The 18,992-nt window shown below is 37.1% G+C and carries 20 protein-coding genes; 2 read left to right on the top strand and 18 right to left on the bottom strand.

What is annotated here, in order from left to right; all coding sequences use genetic code 11:
• Positions 1-534 precede the first annotated feature (534 nt).
• Complete coding sequence (locus APF76_12195) at positions 535-1,086, top strand: hypothetical protein (protein KUO53562.1); 552 nt, start codon at positions 535-537, stop codon at positions 1,084-1,086.
• Between the two features lie 692 nt (positions 1,087-1,778).
• Here the strand turns inward: APF76_12195 and APF76_12190 are convergent.
• From APF76_12190 to APF76_12180, 3 genes are all read right to left on the bottom strand, one after another.
• A complete protein-coding gene (locus tag APF76_12190) occupies positions 1,779-1,994 on the bottom strand; it encodes a hypothetical protein (GenBank protein ID KUO53561.1) in 216 nt (71 codons plus the stop codon).
• A 190-nt stretch (positions 1,995-2,184) separates the two neighbouring features.
• On the bottom strand, positions 2,185-2,766 hold the full coding sequence (locus APF76_12185) for a hypothetical protein (protein KUO53560.1): 582 nt from the start codon (positions 2,764-2,766) through the stop codon (positions 2,185-2,187).
• Between the two features lie 48 nt (positions 2,767-2,814).
• Positions 2,815-3,450 (bottom strand): transcriptional regulator, encoded by a 636-nt coding sequence (locus APF76_12180; GenBank protein ID KUO53559.1) that lies wholly within the window; start codon positions 3,448-3,450, stop codon positions 2,815-2,817.
• 448 nt (positions 3,451-3,898) lie between these two features.
• Here APF76_12180 and APF76_12175 point away from each other — a divergent pair, with 448 nt between their 5' ends.
• Complete coding sequence (locus APF76_12175) at positions 3,899-4,240, top strand: hypothetical protein (GenBank protein ID KUO53558.1); 342 nt, start codon at positions 3,899-3,901, stop codon at positions 4,238-4,240.
• Positions 4,241-4,270: 30 nt separating this feature from the next.
• Here APF76_12175 and APF76_12170 read toward each other — a convergent pair whose 3' ends face one another.
• The 15 genes from APF76_12170 to APF76_12100 form a co-directional block, all read right to left on the bottom strand.
• Positions 4,271-4,471 carry a hypothetical protein gene (locus APF76_12170; protein ID KUO53557.1) on the bottom strand — a complete coding sequence of 67 codons (201 nt, stop codon included), beginning with the start codon at positions 4,469-4,471 and terminating at the stop codon, positions 4,271-4,273.
• A gap of 253 nt (positions 4,472-4,724) precedes the next feature.
• A complete protein-coding gene (locus APF76_12165) occupies positions 4,725-5,042 on the bottom strand; it encodes a hypothetical protein (GenBank protein KUO53556.1) in 318 nt (105 codons plus the stop codon).
• 419 nt (positions 5,043-5,461) lie between these two features.
• Positions 5,462-5,812 carry a hypothetical protein gene (locus tag APF76_12160; GenBank protein KUO53555.1) on the bottom strand — a complete coding sequence of 117 codons (351 nt, stop codon included), beginning with the start codon at positions 5,810-5,812 and terminating at the stop codon, positions 5,462-5,464.
• The gene (locus APF76_12155) at positions 5,793-6,401 is read right to left on the bottom strand and encodes a cobalamin biosynthesis protein P47K (protein KUO53554.1); all 609 of its coding nucleotides are present in this window, start codon (positions 6,399-6,401) and stop codon (positions 5,793-5,795) included. Before APF76_12155 ends, APF76_12160 begins: the two co-directional genes overlap by 20 nt.
• 24 nt (positions 6,402-6,425) lie before the next feature.
• Complete coding sequence (locus APF76_12150; GenBank protein ID KUO53553.1) at positions 6,426-7,115, bottom strand: hypothetical protein; 690 nt, start codon at positions 7,113-7,115, stop codon at positions 6,426-6,428.
• Between the two features lie 16 nt (positions 7,116-7,131).
• On the bottom strand, positions 7,132-7,779 hold the full coding sequence (locus tag APF76_12145; GenBank protein KUO53552.1) for a hypothetical protein: 648 nt from the start codon (positions 7,777-7,779) through the stop codon (positions 7,132-7,134).
• Positions 7,780-7,795: 16 nt separating this feature from the next.
• A complete protein-coding gene (locus APF76_12140) occupies positions 7,796-8,515 on the bottom strand; it encodes a hypothetical protein (protein ID KUO53551.1) in 720 nt (239 codons plus the stop codon).
• 64 nt (positions 8,516-8,579) lie between these two features.
• A complete protein-coding gene (locus tag APF76_12135) occupies positions 8,580-9,686 on the bottom strand; it encodes a uroporphyrinogen-III decarboxylase (GenBank protein ID KUO53550.1) in 1,107 nt (368 codons plus the stop codon).
• A 4-nt stretch (positions 9,687-9,690) separates the two neighbouring features.
• Positions 9,691-10,293, bottom strand: a complete 603-nt coding sequence (locus tag APF76_12130; protein ID KUO53638.1) for a cobalamin-binding protein — start codon at positions 10,291-10,293, stop codon at positions 9,691-9,693.
• 507 nt (positions 10,294-10,800) lie between these two features.
• Positions 10,801-11,562 (bottom strand): hypothetical protein, encoded by a 762-nt coding sequence (locus APF76_12125; protein KUO53549.1) that lies wholly within the window; start codon positions 11,560-11,562, stop codon positions 10,801-10,803.
• Positions 11,540-13,072 (bottom strand): hypothetical protein, encoded by a 1,533-nt coding sequence (locus APF76_12120; protein KUO53548.1) that lies wholly within the window; start codon positions 13,070-13,072, stop codon positions 11,540-11,542. Before APF76_12120 ends, APF76_12125 begins: the two co-directional genes overlap by 23 nt.
• Before the next feature lie 17 nt (positions 13,073-13,089).
• A complete protein-coding gene (locus APF76_12115; protein ID KUO53547.1) occupies positions 13,090-14,463 on the bottom strand; it encodes a UbiD family decarboxylase in 1,374 nt (457 codons plus the stop codon).
• Positions 14,464-14,476: 13 nt separating this feature from the next.
• A complete protein-coding gene (locus tag APF76_12110; protein KUO53546.1) occupies positions 14,477-15,046 on the bottom strand; it encodes a hypothetical protein in 570 nt (189 codons plus the stop codon).
• Positions 15,047-15,064: 18 nt separating this feature from the next.
• Positions 15,065-16,777, bottom strand: a complete 1,713-nt coding sequence (locus tag APF76_12105) for a hydantoinase (protein ID KUO53545.1) — start codon at positions 16,775-16,777, stop codon at positions 15,065-15,067.
• On the bottom strand, positions 16,774-18,846 hold the full coding sequence (locus APF76_12100; protein ID KUO53544.1) for a hypothetical protein: 2,073 nt from the start codon (positions 18,844-18,846) through the stop codon (positions 16,774-16,776). The genes APF76_12105 and APF76_12100 overlap by 4 nt, the downstream gene beginning before the upstream one ends.
• Positions 18,847-18,992: the final 146 nt, after the last annotated feature.

Here is an 18,992-nt window from a genome sequence, read left to right as displayed (position 1 = left end):
TTAATTTGGTCTTATATATATTAAGCTTTGATTACTAAAAGGGTGCATGTAATTGGTAAAAAAAAAACGGCTTTACCGTATGACAGATGCAGACAAAATAATAATAATATTTTTTCAAACTATGACCTTCTATTTTGTAATTTCTAGTAATACCACAACGTAACCTTATTTAATTTGATAAAATTTCATTGCACTTAATATATCACTGCTGAATAACAATGTAATAGTAAATAGTTATGTAATGTAGGAAGTTAAACAATGACTGTACTTAAGAACTAGAAATTTGGTAAACAATGTGATAATTTGTATAGTACTCAGTTGACAATAAAGTGAAACTTCAATCAGTGGGGGTTTTCTTTATCCCCCACTGATTGTTAGTTGAACCTATCGGGGTATTAGCATCCGTTATCCCCCACTTATGGTGTTGAAGTGGAGGTCTCGGAGTGAAACGTGCCAATTTATTGGCATAGTTGAACCTGTGCAAAGCTAGGACTATTACACAAGGATAAATAATTAAAGGAGGCAGATTGGGATATGCAACAAGAAACCATTAAGTCAAATGAATGCCAGTTCGCCATTCTTAAAAGTATAGCTGAAGGAAATGTCAAGGCTCCGCCAGCATCACTTATAAGACATATAAGACTGGCAATTAAAAGACATTTAACTCCAAATCAAGATAAAGCCATTCATCAGAAAGTTAATGCTGTAATTGACTGGTTTTATAAACTGATAGGAAAAAATATTTCTACTATTAAGTCGGTCCCTATTGTTCAAAGGGAGTTTCTAAAAGCAGGTGACCTGGTTCGAGTGAAATCTAAAGAAGAAATTGAGGCAACCCTCAACCATTTAGGACAGCTGAGAGGATGTGGCTTTATGGCTGACATCATGACACCTTACTGTGAGACCATTCAGCGTGTATTGAAACCAATGGAACGATTTGTTAATGAGCGGGACCTTCGGGTAAAAAAATGTAAAGGCTTAATCTTACTCGAAGGAGTGATGTGTGAAGGAACTACAAAATTTGGTCGCTGTGATCGTTCCTGTTTTATTTTTTGGCGAGAGGAATGGCTTGAAAAGGTAGAATAGTTAAACAAAACTGAAACCAGTTTTAAACTAGGTGGTCAAACTTAAATTCTGCATTCTCTCAGTTATTATAGAAATCTCACATTAGGTCAGAATAATTCCGAAAAAGGCCAGATTCAAATTCAAATAAATATTCTGGTAGTGTAACATCTTTTGTGTAAATGGAAATATCACATTGTCTTGGTTTAAGTAAAATTTCCACCACTTGGTATTGTAGTGGCTAGTTTAGTCAAAACTATACATGACTCTTGCCTACCAGGAGGATAGGGCAATGCTGGAGAGCAACCGGAGCGCCTGGTAGGGTTCTGTAAAGAGGCAAAATGGGGAGCTTTTGGCTGTTCCCCATATTTTATTTATTCTACCTCTTGGAGAACTAAAGTGGTAAACTCTAAGGTTTAAAGCTAATGGCAGTTTTCCATTCCTAATGGATGCAGCCATTTCTTAGAAGCATCCATGGTACCAAGATATATCATTTTTATTAAAGTGCTCGTCAGTAGGGAATATGGTTTTAGATTAAGGCAAGTACAGCTTAAGTATCTATTAAATTTTCAAGGTTATATATTCCAAAGCTCAATCATTTGCTTGAGCCTAGTTTTTCATTGGCTTTTTGACCTCCCATAACCGCGTAGTTTTCAGGATAGACATAATCTCCTCGCAAGATTGTACACACCATAATTCAAATGCCGAGATATTTCTCAGTCCTGTTTCTTATTTAATAACTGTTCCATTTTCTTTTCTAATTCTTCGATTCTAGATTCCTGATTCACAAAAGCTGTAATTAACACCGCTAACAGGAATGCGACAAAAATAATCATAGCCCAGATATTAGTAAAAATAAGACCAGCAAAGAAGAATGCGGCAACTCCGCAAACAACGAGGCAAGCAAAAAAAGTAGAAATAAAGTTTTTCAATTTTATACCTCCTACACAAAATATAAATAATCCTTTTATACCAAATATTATAATCATAGCATTCTTTGATTAGCTTAAAACATATACCCTAATTTCCTGGAGCTCATAAATGTTATTTATATTATGTTCTATTAAAAAGTTTTGTGTATCATGTTCTATATCAATGATTATACTAATCCAGGATGTACTACTACTTTTGTTTTATCTTTATATCATTTATCAGGGCAACTCTTAGACTTTGAATAGACAATCCTACAAATAGAGCTATGATGCTGGCCCCTATAAAACTCCATTTTAGAAAAGTAAAGATAGGTGCAAGTTCTGCGATAACAGGAGAGGGGAGAGGATAACGGTACATCACTATGGATGCCGTAGTGTTTTCTAGGAAATCGAAAATTACGCCAACAAATGGAAGCACATTAACCAGCCGCCATGAACTATCTGGCAAAAAATAACGAAATACTGCTGTAATGGAACTAACAAGAAAAAACAGATAGACAACAGGCCAGGCTAAATCAAATGTATACCTGGATTTTATGTAGTATGACCTTCCCTCAGCGCCATAACCTTCAGCCATACTGTAGAGATCCTGAGTTGAATAAATAAATGAAGTGTCCGGGGATTGCTCCATTCCAGTGATGGTTTTTGATCGTTCCGCCATTTCGGGTAGAATAAACATCATGAATACTACAAAAAGCAGTATGGATACAATCAGAAGCTTTGGTGAAACAGTTTTATAACACCATGAAGAGATATCCTTTATTAATCTCATATTACCTCCTATTACCAATAAAAAGGTATTAGTTAAGATTATTTTGAATTATTTACGATAAGCCACCGGATGCCTTAATACCGTCTTTAACTTTTGTGGTGCTGTTTTCCTCGGATCGGAGAAATATATCTCATGGTGTTTTCTTTGGCTACCAGTCCCATCCACTAGGTCATGCTCAGCCATAAAGTCTCGCATTAGTTGTATTGATTCTGGTTCATTGGCATATGGCCCTATATGCATCATTTGCACACACAGTCCTTCTGTAAAAGTTTCAAATCTAGCTTTTTCTATGTTAAGCTCAGGCTTTTTACTACTACATTCTTTACAAGCCCAGTCAAAAACATCTGGTGTTACAAATTCCGGCTGCCGAATCATTGAGGTCCATAACCAATTATCCCGCCTTTTAAAGTCAAAACTTCCTCCTGAGATCCACCATAGTCCTTCAAGTGGAGGAACTACGTACTCAAAGTAGCCCTGAGGCTGCATCTCATTCTTTTTGCTCATTTTTATGGTATATGCCAGACCATAAAGGGTACTTACTGCCAACTGGTATTCTTCATGTACAGGATCTCCCTTACCATCGATCATAATAAAATTCATAGTTGGAACATCGATGATAGTAGGCTTGGCCTTTGGTATGTATAGATCCTTATACTCTTTTTTATAATCAAGTTTATCCCCCATTTGGGTTACCTCCTTTTTATTCTAGCCATATCAGTAATTCTACTTAACGCTCACTTGTTTCCAAAGTACACCAACCTTAAGATGAAGTCAAGCCTTACATAGCTCTTATGTTAGGCTTGGGCGAGCCGGCCGCTGCCGCGTTTAGGTTGGGGGATGTGGCGTGCTAACCCCAAACCCTATCATCGCGTGCTCTTGGCGGTAACACATTGCTAGCTGGACGCCCCGAGATTCTCAGAGTCAGCCACGGAGGCTAACCCCTCATATAGTGGATCTATCTCATAGATAGGGACAAACTGGGTATAATATTGTTAACATTACAAATATAAGTTGAGGTCAATGATGTTTGATATAAATATAATTTACTTTCTATTTTTTTGCACTTACAGGAATAGCTACTGTCGTTCTGATTCCTAAGAATGCCTATAAAAACTTTTTTCTTTATAGCTTTATGTTCGGTGGAATAGGAGATGTTATTACAGTAGTTCTCCTGACAAATTTAAACTTAGTTAAGTTTAAGAACATGGGTGTATTTAGTGCTTTTGACTATTTTTCAATATGCACACCCTTGACTTGGATGTTGGCTTTCATGATTTTCTTTTATTTCTTGCCAGTAAGAAAAGTTTTCTTACTCCCATATATAATTGGTTTTTCCTTACTAAGTTTTACAATAGGACACGTTAAAGCACATACGAAAAATTTTATTAACATCTCTCTTATATTGCTTGTGGGAGTGGGTATTCACATAGCGTATTTTAACGATATAGAAGGTGGAAACGAACATATGATGTAAATATATTATTAACTATTGTCCGCCCTATTGCTATTCCATATAGTAAAAACCGTAAACATTATTATAATTATTAAGATAATAAACTTTTTCTTTTTCTGGGGATACCCCTATTATCCTTCCTTCACCGATTACGTCATTTGTGTTTTGGGGAATATTAAATAAAACTATATCTTCTCCTTTATAATATAATAACTCATTTTGGTTAATGAAAATAAAATTGTTTATTTCCAAGCCTATATTAATTCCCTTAGCTTCATTAATATTATATAAGTAAGCACCTGATTTTTTTACCAGTACAAAACTACTATTTTGACAAACGATCCTCTATCAAGAATTATAATGACAAAGCTTCACTCCCGCACTAAAATTGAACGAACTTACTATCTATTACGCCGCATTATATAGTACTTTTTATAAAGTATTTAGTAAATCAATACTTTTTACTATTACCTTCTATTTCTTCCCCACTCTCGACATTCACTTTTTAAAAACTTGTTAACAATATATAGCCGAACACAACTGCAGTTAAACCTTGGAAAAGGCTTTTCATAATATATAGACTTACAGGAGGAGGATATAATGCTTTAAGCAAAGTAAGTTGGCTTTCACCACTAATAGAAGATATAACCAAAACTATTGGGAAAATTGCAATATATAATACTGGAAGTCCTACAGCAGTAAACTTAATCCAATCATATTTGTATTGTCCTTTTTTTCTTAATTCAGATACGAATCTTGGCAATGCTAGAAACATACCTACTAAAACAGGATATATTGCATTATAAACAAAAACTGGATGCATGTTATAAGTTGCACTTCCGATTCTGCTAAGTTTTAGATTGTATTTTTCACCTAAGAAAAGTATTAATATATAAACAATCGTAAAAAGAAATAATCCTACAAAACGTTTTAATATTATTATTCATTAAACTCCCCCTAGTAAAAAGTAATTATATCCAAGCAACATTGATATTATCCTATTTAAAATGAAAAATAGGATATTCAATGCTATTAAAAACAAAATCAGGCTATAATAAGCCTAATTTAACCTGAGTAGTATATTCCTATCTACACTCGAATTTTTCATATAAATGGAAATATTTTTTAGTAAATAAGTTTATATTTAGATTGCTAGAATATGGGGTATGTGCTATGGCCAACACCTATTACTTCATGCGTATTAGATGTTTGAAGTGTCTGCTACATGGTTATGGCTACTGGCTACAACAAACTTGTGCTTAATTGTTCTATGTTCTTATTAACTTTATTAGCAAGTTCATCCTTTGAAATCCCATATACAATAACATTGTAGGAGAATTCTGGTTCATAAAATACTGCTGTGTCCCACGAAGGTGAAATTTGTTTAGTAACCTTTCCAGGCTTTGTACAGCTAAAGGTCGCATAGTTGCCATCTTCAGCAATAAGTACTTTTATATGCCCAGCAATTATCCCCTTTATACTTAAACTCTCAGCTAGATTTTGTAAGAATTCTATCATAGCATTAGCTAGATCATCAGACTTCAATGGAGGTTGTAGTTTTAGCACTATTTTGTTAGCTACGGCCTGATGCATAATCATACAACCCCTTTAGTAATGTGTCTTCAATTCCATGTAAAGCAGAAAGTGTAAACACCTTAGCTTCGCTATTTATATTATTAATACTTGATAGTGTTTCATTCAAATTTATCTTGTCCACTTCATCGGTTTTGTTAACAAGTATCACATCTCCTGAACCTACCTGTGACTTTATTAATTCTGGCATTATTTCAACTAATTCAACCCAACGACTAGCGTCTGCAAGTATTAAAGTGTGTATGTTTTCTATACCTTTCCCATATTTATTCAAGGTGTTAATAATCGCAACTGGTTTCGCTACACCTGTAGTTTCTATTATTACCCAATCTGGATTATACTCTTGAGCTAGTTTGTTTATTGTTAGGGTTAAATCTCCCGTTAGTTGGCAACATATACAGCCACCGAACAATTCTTTAACTAACAACCCTTCTTTAGACAAAAATTGGTCGTCAATACCGACTTCTCCTATTTCATTTTCTATAATTACCACCTTGTTTTCTGATTTACTAATCAAGTATTTTGCAAAATATCTAATAAATGTAGTTTTGCCAGATCCAAGAAATCCTCCTATTAATATCACTTTCATAAAGCAGCTCTCCTTTAGATAGATTTATAATTGAGATAGTTTTGATTCAGGATCAACTACATTTCGAAAATACTCAATATTGATAACTTCCCCAGGTTGGAGAATGATAAAATTCTCGTCCCAAGGACCTGTAAAAAGCCGCTTCAAAAAGCTTATAGAACCATGCACAATTTTGTGTTCCAATCCAAAAGATGAGGCAAAGGAATGGGAATAATGTAAATAATCCTTTGTTAAATACGCTCCAGTATCAATAAGAACCAGGCATTTGTAATGCTCTAACATCATTTTAATAACTTTGGTGGCTTTTTCTTTGCCGTACTTTTCTATACAACGATTATATTCCTTAATGATATTGTTTTCGTGTTCAATCCAACCTCTAGTTAAGAAATATGTTCCTGCTTCTTGAGCTAAGTCTTCCCGTATCTTACAAGATCCTAAAAGAAGGGAAATACAGTCATCTACTTTTGGAATAATTAATTTTGCTTTTTCAGAGTGAACACCCAAAAGCGAGTTCCCACAATACCCAAAGGCCAAATATATTTCGTCTACATTTGCGATTTTATTAATCTGATCTTGTAGTTTATCCCGAAGGATTTCTGGATAGTTATGAAGGCCTGATTCAATCCAAATAACGGGAAACTTAGTCCCTGTTTCAAATATAGCCTTCATTACCTCATCTTGTATAGTCTCACATGCTATGATTACAGAACTCATGATTCACCTCATTATACTATGCTTGAAGTTGGTATTTCTTTTCGATGATCCTCTTACATATCTCTACACCAGTAGTACAATCATTAACCCAATAATCAGCTTCAATATAATTACATACAGCTTGATTAACTAATCCACCTATAATAACCGTGGTTTGATTTAGCTTCTCATTGTTTTTGATTAAAGATACTGTGGTCTTCATAGAATCATAGGAATCTGAGATTAATCCTGATAAACAAAGTATCGGTACTCCAGTATCAACAAGACTTTTTAAAAAATCTTCTGGGGATACGTTTACGCCTAAATCTAAGACTTTTAAACCATAGTGCTGCATTGTGGAAATGGTAATGTTTTTACCTATATCGTGGATATCCTTCTGGACTGTTCCAAATATAATCTCTGGGTTTTGTACACAGTTCTGGTCAGTATCTATTAATACTAGTTTTTGAACTTCTTTATAAATTTCTGCGGCAACAATTAAGTCTGCTAAAAAGTATTTTCCTTGAGTATACATATCTCCAACTATCTTTAACCCCACCCTAATGTCCTCTAGAAGCAAAAATGGGTCAATACCCTTTGATAGTCCCTGACGAACTAAAAACAACACCTTTTCTTCCCTGATGCCAACAACTGCCGTTACTAACAGATTATGAACTACAGGCATTTCAATCACAACCTCTCTATATAGTTTGAGAAATTGCCTTTATTGTAAATCGATCATTCCTACAAATCATTTTTGACCACCCCATTGGCACATCATCCGCTGCACATATAATTTGTTCGATACACAAGGCAGGCTGCCCAGTCATTGCTTCAAGTAGTTTTGCTTCTTCATCAGATAATACACTTGCTGATATTTCTAATGTGTTTTGAACAGAAATTAGTTGTGTAAATTGCGAAACAAGGTCAGGGAAAGCTGCATATTTAAGCTCATTTTCTAAAATTGGTACACCTTTTAAGTAAGGTAAAAAACGAGTATCAATCGCTACTGGATCAGGATCAGATAGTAATTGAATTAACTTTAATACTTTTGTGCCTAAAACTACATTTAACTTATAGGATATTGTTTTATCAGCAGGAATTACGTTAACACTTAAAAGGTCAACCTTTGCGTTTTTATTTTCACCTAGCAATTTGTTATCTGAAAACTTTAGCATTAAGGTATCCATAGGTGGAGCGGTTATAAAACTTCCTTTGCCCTGTATTGATTTAATAAATCCTTCTTTAACCAATAGTGATATTCCTTGACGAATGGTCATTCTACTTACCTGATGCTTTTTTGCGAGTTGGACCTCTGAGGGTATTATATCACCAGGCCGCAATTCTCCACTTTCTATTTTATTTTTAATGTCTTCTGCTAATCGATAATAAGCAGGAGTAAAAGATGACATAGGCTTCATAGAAAAATATGACCTCCTAATAGGTACCCCTTTTGCAGAAAGGGGTACCTAAATACTGAAATTTTTAAAGTTTGACAGCATCAATCATTGCTTTAACATTTTCTGGCTTTGCATTGGGTGGAATATCACAACCTTGAGCAAGAATAAAACCAGATGGTCCAATTTCATTTATGAGACGTTTTGAGTATTCAGAAACTTCCTCTGGGCTTCCTAGCGTAAGCATGGCAGCAGGAACATCGCCCATTATGCACATATGCCCATCCAAAATTTCCTTTGCTTTAAAAATATCCGTCATACCATCAGGGGAAAATATGCACTTTGCTTTGGGTAACTCTCGTAAATATTCTAGATCTCTAGTCCAATCGGAGTCAAAATGCAGAACAGGAATAACCCCTTCCTCCACAACAACCTCTATTATTCTTTTATAGTAGGGCCATACAAAACGTTGCCATAGATGAGGTGCCAAAAACTCACTGGCTGCTCGCCAGCCTCCAACCCATATAGCAATTGGTTTCACTGTTTGTAAAAGCTGCCTTGTATTATTAACTATATCTTCAATGGCTACATCCATGGCTGCTTGAACTTTATCAGGTATACGATATAAATCTCTCATAAATGCTACCATAGACCTCCCACCACAAAAGTTCTCATATGGGATGGTGACAATTGCAGGCGAAAATGGTACAATTCCTAAATCAATAGTTGCCTTAATTGCTCCAGGAAATGATTCTAAAAAAGGATTAAGCTTTTCACCAAGATTATCTAGTCGGGTCATATAATATTCACCAAGAAATGTATTGTATCCCTTTTCTATTATAAAATCATAGTCTTCTATTTTCATTAATTCAACTTCATCCACCTGCCACAATTCGTCATCTGGCAAATCGCGACCAGGAATTTTTAGCTTTGATAACCATATAGAGCTAAGCATATGAACATAAAATGAAACATGTTGTAATCCGTCAACTTCTCCTAGACTAGTAAAGGATTTTAACATTATTTCATTAGATAGTTTAGGAATAGTACAAAAATCTGATACTTTTTCACCCAGATGATTGGCACAAAATGAGTCACCTAAAGGAACAATAGGGACTCTATCAGGTTTTCTTAATTCTACTGCAGTACGAATACGATTCAATCGCTCATTAAAAAGATCCGTTGTAGATGTCATAGTATTATTTCACCTCCAACAATTTTTTTGCAATTTCCACACCTGATGGCGCATCTTCACACACTTCATCAGCACCTACATAATTACTTGTTCCCTTGTCAACAGGTCCCCCACCTATTAAAATTTTCACATTACTTCCTAGGCCTTCTTCTTTGATTGTCTCAATAGTCTTTTTCATATTATCAAAGGCAGTCGTTAATAAACAAGAAATGCCAACAAACTCTGGTTTGTGTTCACGAATGGCATCTATGAACTTTTGGATCGGAACATCTACCCCTAAATCAATAACTTCAAATCCGTTAGTAGTAAATATTAATGATACAATATCTTTTCCTATATCATGGATATCACCTGATACTGTGCCAAGAACAATGGTAGCTATTTTCTTGTCAGTAGATTGAAATTTGTCCTGTAAATTCTTTGCGGCATTTTTAAAAATATCTGCTGCCATAATTAGTTCGGATAAATAGTATTGTTGAGATTGGTAACGTTCACCTATTATCTCCATACCAAGTTGAAGTTCTTTAAAAATCTCTTCTGCAGGAACATTTTTATTCAGTTGTTCTGTAATCTCAGCGAATACTAAATCCTCCTTAAGATCTGCCATATTTAAGCTTAAAGAACTGACCACGATAATCCCCCCAATGAATTATAATTAGTTGTTCTAACCATTACCTTACGTACATAAGCTTGGTAATACCTCATTTTTAGTATATGTTTACCCGATCAATATAACTTGTCTAGACATCTAGATTATATGTAGAAATTTCAATATTGTCAATACTTTCTGAAAATTAAATTTTGGAAAAAAATGCAGCTTCATAGACACAGTCTGTCCCCCAGGATCTCTCATTCTTGTCCTACTAATAATAGGGAGCTTCTAATTATATAGGGATAATGCGAAGAGTGTGTTCATTTAAAGTCGGTAGTTCGGTTACCTATACATTCGTGCTTAATTATTCACTTTTTAATCCGATTTTGATTATTAGTCTCTAATTTTAGTAATCTATTGAATGTCACAGATGCTAGCTGAAGTTTGTCATTAGAGGGTGAAGACACTATTGAAAAATCTAATAAAGGCAAAAAGATGATAGAAACTCGCTATTTAACTTGTTTAAATAATTTGCAGAAGTATTAATCCGCTAAAATAAACAACCAATGAGCAAAAAGCAAGGTAGTCTGTCGAAGTAAAGACAATGCGGTCTAGAAAGGTGCGAGCCGGAAAACGAGTATATCCTTTTAGCTCCATAGATAGGGCTACTTCTTGAGCCCTTTTTAATGCTCGCAGGATTAAAGGAAGTATTATTGGCACCAAACCCTTGGCCTTTTGCCAGGCAGTTGTCAGTTCCAGACCTCTGGCTTGCTGGCTATCATAGATTGTCCGCAAATCCTTTTCCATAATGGGGAGAAAGTGAAGGGCTAACCCAAGCAAGACAGCGTATTTTTGGGGCAATTTCAACTTTACCAATAATAATGTAAGCTCATTTGGAGAGGTACACATCACAAACTGAAGAAATACGAAAGCTAAAGTTATTAGGAGAGTAATACCCTTTATTCCTACTAAAACTCCACCAAGGTAGAAATTTAAGCTCCCCAGTTGAAATAAAACTGCACCTTCTGCCCGCAATAATCCCTGAAATATAATAAACTGTACTCCAAGGATGGTCATTATTTTTATAAGTGGCAAAAAAACTACTAAGGATATACCAGCTAAGATAGTAGTTGTTAAAACTAATCCAAAACTGAGGACTAATACTGTTAGGTCTTGAAAAAAGAGTATTAAGAATAAATTGCCTAACAGCCATAGCAGCTTAACTCGAGGATCTAATTTGTGGATAAAGGAGCTGTTTTCACTATACCCCAGCAATAGCTTCATGTCTCATTTCTCCTTCATCATATATTTCCCTTACATCTATTCCTAGCTCTCGCAAGTTTTCTTCATGATTTAAGCAATGAGCAGTTGGAATATCCACTACAATTTCACCTTGATCCATAATTACCATTCTGCTAGCGAAATTAAGAGCTAGATTTAAATCATGGGATATCATTATTACTGTAACACCATTTCGATTATATTCAGAAATTAACTTCATTGTCTCCCAGCTCTGGGAAGCACTCATTTGCGAGGTAGGCTCATCAATTATCAATATCTGAGGCTCATTTACCAGGCTAGAAGCTAGGGCCAGCTTTTGTAGATCGCCTTTAGCCAGCTTGTACGGATGGTTCTGAGCAAACTGAGTTAATCCCATTTTAGCCAAAAGTAGCGAGACCCTAGCTTCAATCTCTTTTTCAGGCAGCTTTTTTACCTTTAAAGCAAATGCTGCTTCTGCTTGAACTGAATTAGTACAAATCTGCAATTGAGGATTTTGAAATAGATAGCCCACTTGACTTGCCAATTGGGCAGTTGAGTAATTTTTAGTATTCATATGATCAATGACCACATCACCACTTGCAGGCTTATGTAGACCGTTAAAGTGCTTGGCCAGAGTTGTTTTACCTGCTCCGTTTTTACCCATGAGAGCAATAAATTCTCCTGGATAAATATCTAAAGAGATATTTTCTAAGGCAAAGTCACCATTGGGGTACTGAAAAGTCAGGCTATTAACAGATACAATTGGTTTTCGGGCATTGATAACATTATCTGAAATAATCTTTTTAGGAAGATTCCAGATCTTTTCCGTAGTGTAAAGTGCTTCTTTTTTAGGATAGCCATCATAGATCACAGTCCCCTTGTCTAGCCTGATTAAGCGATTAGCTAAATGCAGGTAGTGGTCTACTCTTTCCTCTACCACAATAACTATCCTCTTTTCCTGTGAAGCAAGGGTGTGTAGTTTTTCGTATATTTCCTTTCTTCCTTGAGGATCCAGTTGAGTCACAGCACCATCTAGAATAATGATGTTAGGCTCCAGAGTCAGCGTAGAGGCAAGGGCAATCCGTTGAGATTCCCCTCCAGAAAGGGTCTCAGGTTTTCGCTTCTCATACCCTGGTAACCCTACTAACTGCAAGGTTTTTTTGATTCTAGCTATTACCTCTTCCGGCTCTAGCATGAGATTACATGGACCAAAGGCCAGATCTTCCTCAACAGTTGTACAGAATAACTGATTTTGTGGCTCATCTCTAACAAGGCCGATTGTTCCTGCCATTTCAGGCAGCCGTTTAGTTATAATATTTTCCCCAACGAAGGTAATTTCACCAATTAAGGTGCCTGCTTTAAAGGAGGGGATGACACCAGCTAAGGCTTGGCACAAGGAGGATTTGCCAGAACGGGGTGAGCCTACTAAGAAGACAAATTCACCAGGCTTAAAGTCAATACAAATATCCTTAAGTACTGGATCAGCGTGTTCAGGATAGTTAAGGCTCTTAATTCTTGCACTAAGCTGATTCATGGCGTTTCCTCCCTTTTCTAATATCCAATGTTGCCTAAAATTTCTTGAGCCTTTTTCTTAGCCTCAGGATGGAACTCAATACTACTCGCAAAATTGGCAAGGGGTTTAGTGGCATTAATTCCCATTTTGGCACTTCTGCTTAAATCGTCAGTAGATGGATCTAAGGTACATCCCATTCCCATATGTTGTGGAATAATATGAACATCCCGGTCTGCCTGGACTCTAGTGGCAATAGCCCATAATACCTGACTTTCGTTAAAGACATCTACATCTTCGTCCACAACTACTACATGTTTTAGATTATGATCTACTGAAAGGGCTGTCATAATGGCTTGCATAGGTTGCCCCTCAGCAATTTTTTTCATGGAAATATAACAGTGAAATAGTCCGCATGCAGATAAAGGTGCATGAACATTGACGATATTAGGTAGATTTTCTTTTAGTGCCTTCAGCACATCTCCCTCTCGCTGGACAGCTACAATTGTGTTGTGTTCAGCACACATTCCCGGTGTAATGCATTGATATAAAGCGTTGGTACGATAATAGATAGCCTTTGGTATGAAGATATTCTCAGTACTCCTATAGCATGCGTAATTAGTAAATTCAGCAAAGGGTCCTTCTGGCTCCCGTTCTCCTGCTAAAATCTCACCTTCAATAACAATTTCTGCCCATGCTGGAACTTCTACGTCTATAGTAGTACAATGAGCAATTTGTAACGGCTCATCCAACAAGCCTCCCATTCGAGCAAACTTACCCTGATCATAGGGAATTAGTGCCATTGAACCTAAAGAAACCGCTGGATGAACTCCTAATACAACAGCTGCTTCTAGGTTTTTCCCCATTTTCTCTGCCCTTCGATGGTATTCCCACAGTCGTTGCCGTGAGTGTAGGCTTACCCCTAGCTTGCCAGGTCCTTTGAGCTGCATCCTATGGTAGCCACAAGTGTCAGCACCGGAAGCCGGATCCTTGGCAGTTACTAATCCCGCTGTAATATATGGACCTGCATCAATTGGAAAATGGGTCAAAATCGGCAGCTTGGTCAGATCTAAATCAGGGCCAGTCAAACAATTTTCTTTAAATGCTGGGTTTTCAATAATCTCAGGCTCAATTGCTCTCTTAATGCGCTCAGCATAAGCTGTAGGCAATTCTTTTTCATCAACTCCTATAGCCATGGCCATCCGCTGGCGAGTAGCAATCGTATTAGCCACAACGCCAAACTCTGATCCAGACACTTTCTCAAAGCGAACTAGAGGGTATCGCTTTTGCCGCTCTAGTTCCATAATAATTGCAGTTGGCTCATACTTCCTGTTTAGTTCCTCCTTAATCCGCAAAACTTCTCTTGGAAACTGCACCTCAAAGCTATCTAAAAAAGCTCTCCAGTCTTGATTCATAAAATGTCACTCCTTAGTTTAATACTCCAGATTTCACCACATTGTCATAAATTATTTTAGTAAGGATAGTTCCACCAATAATACCTGCTATTGTAGTAATGCTAAAAGACACCAGAATTATCGCTATAGGCAGTTTAAGAATCACATGCAGCCCAATTGCTACACAGATGTTGCCAACTATATTTGTTACTGTCTGAGCTAGTAGGTGATGTGACCATTTATCCATTGATAATTTCCAAGAAACTAGGGAATACGCTAAAGAACCTAAGCCGTTAGCTGGTATAAAGAATAGAGCTAATGGTGACAGGCCTGTAGCTACAGCTATAAAAGCCTGAACTTCACCAGTAATAACTCCTGCAGGCTGTCTGAAAAGAAGGACTACTAGCCCGGTAAAGGTGGCCCAGGTTATTCCACCGATAATTACAGAAGCTGGGTTAACTACTGCATCTATCCGGTGAGCTATTTGTTGTACTAGGACAAAAACAACCCCTAAAAAAACCGCACCAACCAATGCTTTTGTATCAAATCTACTAAACTTTTTAGTGACTACTCTTGCTTCTTGATTAGCTATAACTTGACTCATAATAAACACTCCATTCATCTATTTTTTTGTTTCATTCCAATTAATTCCTTCAGTTGTAACAGCCACCCCGTACTCCTTTAAAGCAGTCTCAAGGCTTATGTAACCATTTTTATAGTCATCGTAAACCATTTGCGGGTCCCTTTCATGAGGATTTCCCCACCCACCTCCACCTGACGATAAAAGAGTCAAAGTATCTCCTGACTGTAAAGCACGAGGCGGTGACTTACTTTCTAGAGATTCACTCCCATTTTTTTTGGTAGACAATTGATTTCTATTCAGGCTGCCTGCTTTACCACCCTCTATGCCATAAGGCGCTATTTTCATTCCATCACCAAACATGACAATACTAGGATCAGGACCGTAAAACTGAATCTTGTATTTTACTCCCGGAGCTCCCCTGTATTTACCTGCCCCTGCTGTATCCATTTCGAAGTGATGGCATAATGTTAACAGGGGATATTGCACCTCATTAGCTTCATTGTTTGGGGCACGAACTCCACCATAATTTGAGATAGGAGCCATATAAGGAAATCCATCTTGTCCTTTTTTCCCCCCACCTGAACCTAAACAACAGAAAGCAAATCCTACATAAAACTTTTGATTTCTTGGATCAACACCATAGAAAGAAGGTCCGCAGTAGCGACCAAACCCTGCTGGAATTCTCTCAGGTACTGCATTGGCACAGGCTTTTAAAATAGCAGAGATAATTTCGCTAGCACAATGAAGAGTAGACAGGGTTACAGGAGCTGGCTCAGCAGGGTTAACTACTGTTCCCGGTGGAGCTAAGATTTCAATGGGTCGAAATGCCCCGCTGTTTCTAGGTATCTCCGGTGATAGTGCCCATAATAGTGCTATGTATGCTGCACTTTTAGTAGTAACAAGGGAGCTATTGATAAAGCCTGTTACCTGTTTGTCAGTTCCTGTAAAATCAATAGTAACCTGGCCATTTTTAAAGGTGACTGTAGCCTTAATCTTCACCGGTGTTTCCTGAAATCCATCATCATCGAGCCACTCTTCACCTATATAGGTGCCTGTTGGAAATTTAGATATTTCGACTTTTGTCAAATCTTCTGCTTTTTGAAGAAGCTGGTTTACTGATTCCTTTACATCTTTTAACCCATATTTAGCAAGTAATACTTTTAATCTGTCATGACCAATTTTATTGGCTCCTATTTGAGCAAAGAGATCACTTTTTAGCATTTCTGGATTTCTGGTGTTATAGCTTATTAAATTGAGCACTTCATGGATTATGCTGTTTTGGCTAACTAGCTTTATGGGAGGGATTCTAATTCCCTCCTGAAATATTTCTGTAGCTCTTGTGTTGTAGCTACCCGCCACGGATCCACCTATATCACCGTGGTGCGCACGGCTTACCGTAAAAAATATTAGTTCATCCTGGTAGAAAACAGGAGTTATAATACCAATGTCAGGCAGATGATTTCCACCCCAATAAGGGTCATTGACGATGAAGACATCACCTTCGTATATATTATCCTTGTACTTCTCTAATACTGCCTGCACACTAAATGAGCCAGCAGCAGCTAGAATGGGAATGCCATTTAACTGGGAAACAAGCTCACCCTTATAATTGCAGACTCCACAAGCAAAATCACAGGCTTCAGCAAAGATAGGTGAGCGAGATGACCTCTCAAGTGCAACCCCCATCTCCTGGGAAATTGTATCTAAGCGATGTGCAATCACAGACTGAAGAATAATCTGGTCTACATTCAATTAAAATTCACCTCCTTTGCCGTCAGTATAATATTAAAGCTATTGTCTGCATGAGCCTTTAAATTAGGACTGACAAAGATTGTGGTGTACGTTTTTTCAATTAATGCCGGTCCTATAATCTCAACTCCTGCTTTTAAGCTTAATGATTGGTAAACAGGAATTTTATTAAATGTTAAATCATTATTCCAACAGATTAAACGGCATTCTATCGGAGCAGGTGCCTGATCAAGTGTAGAGTTATTGTTAAGCGAAAAGGGGTAATCAACTTCCTTCTCCCAGACTTCCATGCGTATATTTATTAGTGAACATTCTTGACTTGGTTCAGCATATCCATAGTACTTTTCATGAAGCAGATGAAACTCACTTATTAAATGATCAATGATTTTAGCATCAAGTTTTCCTCCTATAAAGGGAACTGACAGTTGATGATGCTGATCGGTATACCTCATTTCAAAGAAGAACCTGTAATCAATATTTTCTAGAGCCACCCCCTGTTTAACCAACTGTCCTTGAGCTTTAGATTTCAATTCTTTTAAAACCTCATTAATTTCACATGCATTGATTTTAGCTAGACTTCGTATATAAGTTTGCATTATATCCAGTTTAAGATGAGATTGCAGCATTCCCTGAGCGCAAAATACTTCACCAAAAGCAGGAATAACAATTTTCTTCACACCTAGATCTTGAGCTATTTTAGCTGCAAAGAGAGGTGACGCACCTCCAACTGCTCCGAGGATAAATTCTCTAGGGTCATATCCCTTTTGTACAGTCATTAAATGTACTGCATCTACCATTTTAGCCTCAGCAATTTGATAAATGGCAAAAGCCGCCCCTTCAACACTAATGCCGAGAGGATTAGCCACTTTCTCCTTTATTGCCTGGATAGCTAATTGTTTTTTTATTTCCATGCTTCCCCCACCGAAGCTATTAGGTTTAATAAACCCCAGCAGCAGAGCTGCATCAGTAATGGTTGGTTCTTTTCCTCCCCGATCATAGCAGGCTGGTCCTGGAAATGCCTCAGCTGAGTCAGGTCCCACACTAAGCCTCATGCTAGTATCCACAGAAGCAATACTGCCGCCACCAATACCTACTGAGTTGATGTCTATCAGAGGTAGATTGATTGGGTAGCCTGCCACCTCAGCTTCAGGATTAACTTTGATTGAATGGTCTTTAATCAAGCTTACGTCAAAGCTGGTTCCTCCCATATCTACTAAAACTAAATTAGGTTCTTTTAATTCTTTAGCCAGTGCCCTGGCACCACTACTCCCTGCCGCTGGCCCTGAAAAAAGTCCTTTTACTCCGAACTGTTTGGCAAGAGATATATCAGTTAAGCCTCCATTATTCTGTACCAAATGAATATCGCACATTAACCCCTTAGTTTGAAGTATCGATGTCAACTCATTCAAATAATTGGACACTAGTGGTGTAAGATAAGCATTCAGCACCGTAGTAGAAGTCCTCTCATATTCTCCAAGCTTTGGTGCCACTTCGCTGGAAATGGATACAAATACTTCAGGCAGCACTTTTTCCAGGTATGCTTTTACAAATACTTCATGGGAAGAATTTAAAAAAGAAAACAACAGGCAAACAGCTACCGCTTCTACTTTTTCAGCATTTATTTTATCTACTATTTGCTCTAAATTCTCTTTGTCCAGCGCTTGAATAACCTTGCCACTATAATCAATTCTTTCCTTCAGATTAAAACGCAAATAGCGAGGAACTAGAACTGGCGGAATTGGGGCAAAGAAATCCCATTGATTATTTAACTTAGAACGCCTCATCTCTAAAGCATCATTAAATCCAGCAGTAGCAATTAGTGCAGTTTTTACCCCTTTTCTTTGAATAAGAGCGTTAATAGCTACTGTATTACCATGTACAAAACGGTTAATCCTTGGCAAAAACTCCTCCAAGGTAAGATAATAGCCTTCTGCTATCAATTCCAAACCATTGATAACTGTAGCAATGGGATTATCTTTGTTTGATGCAACTTTGACTATTCTAACGTCTCCTTCATTTATAACCATAAAATCTGTAAACGTACCGCCCATATCTATCCCTATCTGAAACACACCACCACTCCTTCCTAGAACACATTAAAAAAAAGTTCTCAGCCTTAAACAAGACTGAGAACTTTACCATCATTCTCAAATTATCACTCTTTCCTAGAGAGTAAACAATCAGTACCAACAAGCAGGTTTCCTGACTCGCAAATCAA

The sequence above is a fragment of the Desulfitibacter sp. BRH_c19 genome (assembly GCA_001515945.1).
Classification (GTDB): domain Bacteria; phylum Bacillota; class DSM-16504; order Desulfitibacterales; family Desulfitibacteraceae; genus Desulfitibacter.
This window is presented reverse-complemented; position numbering and strand designations above follow the sequence as displayed.

What these genes read in the sequence shown, in the direction of transcription:
- APF76_12110 (KUO53546.1), bottom strand. Translation starts at nt 15,046, where the DNA reads ATGAGTCAAGTTATAGCTAATCAAGAAGCAAGAGTAGTCACTAAAAAG.
- APF76_12155 (KUO53554.1), bottom strand. Translation starts at nt 6,401, where the DNA reads ATGAAAGTGATATTAATAGGAGGATTTCTTGGATCTGGCAAAACTACA.
- APF76_12160 (KUO53555.1), bottom strand. Translation starts at nt 5,812, where the DNA reads ATGCATCAGGCCGTAGCTAACAAAATAGTGCTAAAACTACAACCTCCA.
- APF76_12130 (KUO53638.1), bottom strand. Translation starts at nt 10,293, where the DNA reads ATGGCAGATCTTAAGGAGGATTTAGTATTCGCTGAGATTACAGAACAA.
- APF76_12165 (KUO53556.1), bottom strand. Translation starts at nt 5,042, where the DNA reads ATGCATCCAGTTTTTGTTTATAATGCAATATATCCTGTTTTAGTAGGT.
- APF76_12120 (KUO53548.1), bottom strand. Translation starts at nt 13,072, where the DNA reads ATGAATCAGCTTAGTGCAAGAATTAAGAGCCTTAACTATCCTGAACAC.
- APF76_12175 (KUO53558.1), top strand. Translation starts at nt 3,899, where the DNA reads ATGTTCGGTGGAATAGGAGATGTTATTACAGTAGTTCTCCTGACAAAT.
- APF76_12135 (KUO53550.1), bottom strand. Translation starts at nt 9,686, where the DNA reads ATGACATCTACAACGGATCTTTTTAATGAGCGATTGAATCGTATTCGT.
- APF76_12140 (KUO53551.1), bottom strand. Translation starts at nt 8,515, where the DNA reads ATGAAGCCTATGTCATCTTTTACTCCTGCTTATTATCGATTAGCAGAA.
- APF76_12180 (KUO53559.1), bottom strand. Translation starts at nt 3,450, where the DNA reads ATGGGGGATAAACTTGATTATAAAAAAGAGTATAAGGATCTATACATA.
- APF76_12145 (KUO53552.1), bottom strand. Translation starts at nt 7,779, where the DNA reads ATGCCTGTAGTTCATAATCTGTTAGTAACGGCAGTTGTTGGCATCAGG.
- APF76_12195 (KUO53562.1), top strand. Translation starts at nt 535, where the DNA reads ATGCAACAAGAAACCATTAAGTCAAATGAATGCCAGTTCGCCATTCTT.
- APF76_12185 (KUO53560.1), bottom strand. Translation starts at nt 2,766, where the DNA reads ATGAGATTAATAAAGGATATCTCTTCATGGTGTTATAAAACTGTTTCA.
- APF76_12150 (KUO53553.1), bottom strand. Translation starts at nt 7,115, where the DNA reads ATGAGTTCTGTAATCATAGCATGTGAGACTATACAAGATGAGGTAATG.
- APF76_12115 (KUO53547.1), bottom strand. Translation starts at nt 14,463, where the DNA reads ATGAATCAAGACTGGAGAGCTTTTTTAGATAGCTTTGAGGTGCAGTTT.
- APF76_12125 (KUO53549.1), bottom strand. Translation starts at nt 11,562, where the DNA reads ATGAAGCTATTGCTGGGGTATAGTGAAAACAGCTCCTTTATCCACAAA.